This is a genomic window from Aquipuribacter hungaricus (assembly GCF_037860755.1).
Lineage (GTDB): Bacteria > Actinomycetota > Actinomycetes > Actinomycetales > JBBAYJ01 > Aquipuribacter > Aquipuribacter hungaricus.
Genome location: NZ_JBBEOI010000248.1, coordinates 1 through 5,091 on the forward strand (window position 1 = coordinate 1; position 5,091 = coordinate 5,091).

Genomic DNA, 5,091 nt, shown 5'->3' on the forward strand with positions numbered 1-5,091 from the left:
CGCCCGGCGCCGGCGCGAGGTGTCCCGCCGCGGCGACGCGGACGGTGCGCTCACCCGCGCGCAGGCTCAGCTGGACCAGGCGCTGGCGCTCGAGCGCGACGCGCTGGCCGGCCGCCAGGACGACGACGCCCGCTTCGACGAGACCCGGCTGGCCTCGCTGCCGCGCTCGACGAGCCGGGCGGTGCAGGAGCTCGCCGACTACGCCTGGAGCTCCCCCGAGGCGCAGGAGCTCTACCAGGGCATCCTCGACGGGCTGCAGCAGGAGGTCCTCGACCACCAGTTCGACGGCATCTCCGACGCCCTGCGCCAGATGGCCGAGGGCGGCGGGCAGGAGTCGTCGGAGGCGCTGCAGAAGATGCTCGGCGACCTCGACGACCTGCTCGAGGCCCACGCCCGCGGCGAGGACACCACCGAGCAGTTCGAGCAGTTCATGGCCGAGCACGGCGACCTGGTGCCGGGCGAGCCCAAGGACACCGACGAGCTCGTCGACGCCCTGGCCCGGCGCAGCGCGGAGGCCCAGCGGCTCCTGCAGTCGATGAGCCCGCAGCAGCGCGCCGAGCTCGCCGCGCTCACCGAGGCCGCCCTGGGCCGCGACCCCGGTCTCGCCGAGGCGATGGCGCGGCTGTCGCAGCGGCTGCGCGAGGCCCGGCCGGAGGCGTTCCAGCGCGGGCCCGGCCGCGGCGGCCTGTCGGGCGAGGAGCCGCTCGGCTACGGCGAGGCCGCGAGCGCCCTGGGCGAGCTCGCCGACCTCGACGACCTGCTGGACTCCCTGGGCCAGGAGCACCCCGGCGCCACCCTCGACGACGTCGACGTCGAGCAGGTGGAGCGGGCGCTGGGCCGCAGCGCGGCGCAGGAGGTGGCCGCGCTGAAGGAGCTGGAGCGGCAGCTGCGCGAGCAGGGCTGGGTGACCGGTCCCGCCGAGGAGGCCCGCCTCAGCCCCAAGGCCATGCGGCGGCTCGGCCAGTCCGCGCTGCGGGCGATCGCCCAGCGGCTCACCGGCCGCGGCCGGGGCGAGCACGACGACCCGCGCGCCGGCTCGTCCGGGGAGCCGACCGGCGCCTGGCGGGAGTGGCGCTTCGGCGACGAGCAGCCGCTCGACGTGGTGCGGACCGTGCAGAACGCGGTCCTGCGCAGCGCCCAGCAGCCGGGCGGGCGCAGCGGCGGCGCGGTGCGTCTCGCCGTGGAGGACATGGCCGTCGTGGAGACCGAGGACCGCAGCCGCGCGGCCGTCGCGCTGTGCGTCGACCTGTCCTTCTCCATGGTCAGCGAGGGGCGCTGGGCTCCGATGAAGCGGACGGCGCTGGCGCTGCAGCACCTCGTCAGCAGCCGCTACGCCCACGACTCGCTGCAGGTCATCGGCTTCGACCGGCACGCCCGCCCCATGACGACCACCGAGCTCGCGCACGTGGAGCCGGAGTACGTCCAGGGGACCAACCTCGCCCACGCGCTGGCCCTGGCCCGCGAGCACGTCTCGCGCCACCCCGACGCCACCCCCGTCGTCCTCGTCGTCACCGACGGCGAGCCGACCGCGCACAACGAGACGTGGACGATGCCCGACGGCTCGGTCGAGGTCGAGGCCGTGTTCGACTGGCCGCCCCGGCCGGAGACGGTGCAGGCGACGGTGCGCGAGGTGGACGCCCTCACGCGGATGCGGGTGCCGATCGACGTGGTCATGCTCGGCGAGGACCCGGGCCTGGTCCGCTTCGTCGACGCGATCGCCCGCCGCAACGGCGGACGGGTGCTGTCGGCGGACCCGGACCGGCTCGGCGGCGCGGTGGTCGCGGACTACCTGCGGGCCCGTCGCGGCTGACCCTCGGCGCGACCGGGCTCAGGTAAGACCCGGTCGCTCTGCGTGACACCCGACCGCTGCATGGGTGCTGTCGCCGGGTCGTGGACGCCCGATGGTCACGGAGGGTCATCCGGGACGCGCGCGCGAGCCTAGCCTCGGGGTGCCCGGGTACCCGCCCGGCACCGTCTGGACGAGGACCGCATGACGCACCTGCAGGTACGACAGACCCGCCCGCGGCGGCAGACGGCGACGTTCGTCGTGATCGTCGCCCTGGTCCTCGTGGCGGCGGTCGTCGCGTCCCTGGCGCTGGCCGCCGACGTCACCGTGCGCGCCCGCTACGACTCGCGGATCGAGCGCTTCGACGACCCCGCCGCCGCCCTGTCCGAGGCGTCGCGGCCCGCGCCGGTGCCCGGCGAGGCCCGCACGTACCTGCTGCTCGGCAGCGACAGCCGCGTCTCGGCCGGCGACGCCTCGCAGTGGGCTGCCGGCGCCCAGCGCACCGACGCGATCATGCTCGTCCACCTGCCCGCCGACCGGTCCGGGCTGTACGTCATGTCGATCCCCCGCGACAGCTGGGTCGACGTCCCCGGGCACGGCCGGGCCAAGATCAACGCCGCGTTCTCCTGGGGCGGCCCGGCGCTGCTCGTGCAGACCGTCGAGCAGCTGACCGGCCTGCGCGTCGACCACGTCGGCGTCGTGGACTTCGAGGGCTTCGTCGCCATGACCGACGCGCTGGGCGGGGTCGAGGTCACCGTCCCGGAGGCCACGCAGGACGCCCGCGCGTCGTTCCCCGCCGGGACGTCGACCATGGACGGCGAGCAGGCGCTGGACTACGTGCGGCAGCGGTACGGCCTGGACGACGGGGACCTGGACCGCGTCAGGCGTCACCAGAACTGGGTCCGGGCCGTGCTGCGGGGGGCGCTGTCCCGCGACACCCTGACCGACCCCCGGCAGCTCGACGCGTTCCTGCTGGCGACGACGTCGGCGGTGGCGCTGGACTCCTCCTTCGGCGTGGCCGACCTGCGCGACCTGGCGCTCGAGCTGCGCGGCCTGCGCTCCGAGGACGTCGACTTCCTCACCGTCCCGGTCGCCGGCACGGGCCGCAGCGAGGACGGGCAGTCGGTCGTCCTGCTCGACCACCCCGCCGCCGACGGGCTGTGGCAGGCGGTGCGCGACGGGACCCTGCCCGCCTGGACCGCCACGGCCGACGCCGACCTGCTCGGCAGCACCGTCGACTGACGCGCGGGTCCCGCCGCCCGCCCGCGGTGCGTGGTAAGCCTGCGCATGGCAGACGCGAGCCCACGCCCCGACCGCACGCCGGACCGCGACGACGAGGCCACCCCGATGAGACGGGTGCTGGGCTACCGGCTCCTGCTCGTCCTCATCGTCGGGGACATCCTGGGCGCCGGGATCTACACCCTGTCCGGCGTGGTCGCCGGCGAGATCGGCGGCGCGCTGTGGCTGCCGTTCCTCGTCGCGTTCGTGCTGGCCGCGCTCACCGCCTGCTCCTACGCCGAGCTGGTGGGGCGGTACCCGCAGGCCGCCGGCGCCGCGCTGTACGTGCAGCAGGCCGTCAAGATCCCGCTGCTCACCTTCATGGTGGCCTTCGCCGTCGTGCTGTCCGGCATCACGTCCGCGGCCACCGCGTCGCGGGCGATCGGCGGTGACTACCTGGAGGAGTTCGTCACCCTCCCGGTCGCGCTCGTCGCGGCCGTGTTCCTGCTGGTCGTCCTCGCGGTCAACCTGTGGGGCGTCAAGCAGTCGCTGACGATCAACCTCGTCCTCACCGGCGTCGAGGTCGTCGGCCTGCTCACCGTGCTCGGGCTCGGCGGGACCGCGGTGCTGACCGGCGTCGGCGACCTCGGCCGGCTCGGCGAGATCGACGCCGACGGGCTGTTCGCCATCTTCGGCGCCACGGCGCTGGCGTTCTACGCCCTCATCGGATTCGAGGACTCCGTCAACCTCGCCGAGGAGACCCGCGAGCCGCGGAAGGTCTTCCCCAAAGCCCTGTTCACCGGCCTCGGCCTGACCGGCGTCGTCTACCTCCTCATCGCCGTCATCTCCTCGACCCTGGTCGCCGCGGAGGACCTGGCGCAGAGCGACGGGCCGCTGCTGCTCGTCGTCGAGGCCGCCGGCTTCGACTACCCCAGCCAGCTGTTCGCCCTCATCTCGCTCGTCGCGGTGTCCAACACCGCCCTGATCAACCTCATCATGGCCAGCCGCCTGCTGTACGGCATGGGCCGCCAGCGGGTCATCCCCGGCGTCTTCGCCCGCGTCCTGCCGGGCCGGCGGACCCCGTGGGTGGGCGCCGCAGTGGCCACGGCCGCGACCTACGTGCTCGTGCTCACCGGGGAGCTCGACGGCCTGGCCGACACCACGGTGCTGTTCCTGCTCCTGGTCTTCACCAGCGTCAACGTCTCGTGCCTGGTGAGCCGCCGGGACCGCGTGCCCGGGCAGGGCTTCCGCGCCCCGACCGCGGTGCCGGTGCTCGGTGCCGTGGCGTCGGCGTTCTTCGCCAGCCCGTTCGCCGACCGCGACGCCGACGTCTACGTCCGCGCCGGCATCCTCCTGCTCGTCGGCCTCGCGCTGGCCGGGGTGGCCCGCCTGCTGCGCGGCGACACCGCGGTCCTCGACGTCGCCGAGCTCTCCGCGGACGCCGAGGGCGACGAGGCCGGGGTGGGCTCGGCGGACACCCGGGGGTCCCGGCCGCGCGCCTGAGGGGCTGCTCCCGCGGGTCGCCCCCCGACCGGGACCGAACGGGTGTCGGCGAGGGCGTCCGACGACCGTTAGGTCCCACTCGCGGCGGTCGGCCGCGCCGAGGCCCGGGGGTGGCTCGGGGCGCCCCGCGACTGGGACCGAACGGGTGCCGACGAGGGCGTCCGACGACCGTTAGGTCCCACTCGCGGCGGTCGGCCGCGAGTGGGACCGAGGGCGGCTCGCAGTGGCTCGGGGCGCCCCGCGAGTGGGACCGAACGGCTAGCGGCAGCGGCGTCCGACGACCCCTTGGTCCCACTCACGGCACGCCGGAAGGGTGGGTCCCGCGTGGTGGAGCACATCCCGGTCCGCCGGTCAGTCGGCGAGGGCGAGCAGGCCGAGCGCGCAGAGCACGTAGCTCGCGTCGACCGCGGTCGCGGCGGCGTCGGGTACGTGCCACATCCCGGCGTGGTCGCCGAGGACCGCGCCGAGGACCGCCTCGGCCCGGGCGGCGTCACCGTGGCGCAGCACACCGCCGGACCCGACGAGCAGCTCGACGTCGCGCAGCGGGCGCGGGGCGGCGCCGGGCACCGTGGGGCGGGCGTGCC

Annotated in this window: 4 protein-coding genes; 3 read left to right on the forward strand and 1 reads right to left on the reverse strand. The window is 75.5% G+C overall.

The window, feature by feature from the left end:
* From WCS02_RS17290 to WCS02_RS17300, 3 genes are all read left to right on the forward strand, one after another.
* A partial coding sequence (locus WCS02_RS17290) for a vWA domain-containing protein (RefSeq protein ID WP_340295488.1) occupies positions 1-1,810 on the forward strand: 1,810 nt, incomplete at its 5' end.
* A gap of 180 nt (positions 1,811-1,990) precedes the next feature.
* The gene (locus WCS02_RS17295; protein ID WP_340295489.1) at positions 1,991-3,028 is read left to right on the forward strand and encodes an LCP family protein; all 1,038 of its coding nucleotides are present in this window, start codon (positions 1,991-1,993) and stop codon (positions 3,026-3,028) included.
* 105 nt (positions 3,029-3,133) lie between these two features.
* Complete coding sequence (locus WCS02_RS17300) at positions 3,134-4,507, forward strand: APC family permease (RefSeq protein ID WP_340295490.1); 1,374 nt, start codon at positions 3,134-3,136, stop codon at positions 4,505-4,507.
* A 351-nt stretch (positions 4,508-4,858) separates the two neighbouring features.
* On the opposite strand, the gene WCS02_RS17305 is transcribed toward WCS02_RS17300, so the two are convergent.
* The coding region (locus tag WCS02_RS17305; RefSeq protein WP_340295491.1) for a glutamate mutase L at positions 4,859-5,091 on the reverse strand (233 nt) is incomplete at its 5' end.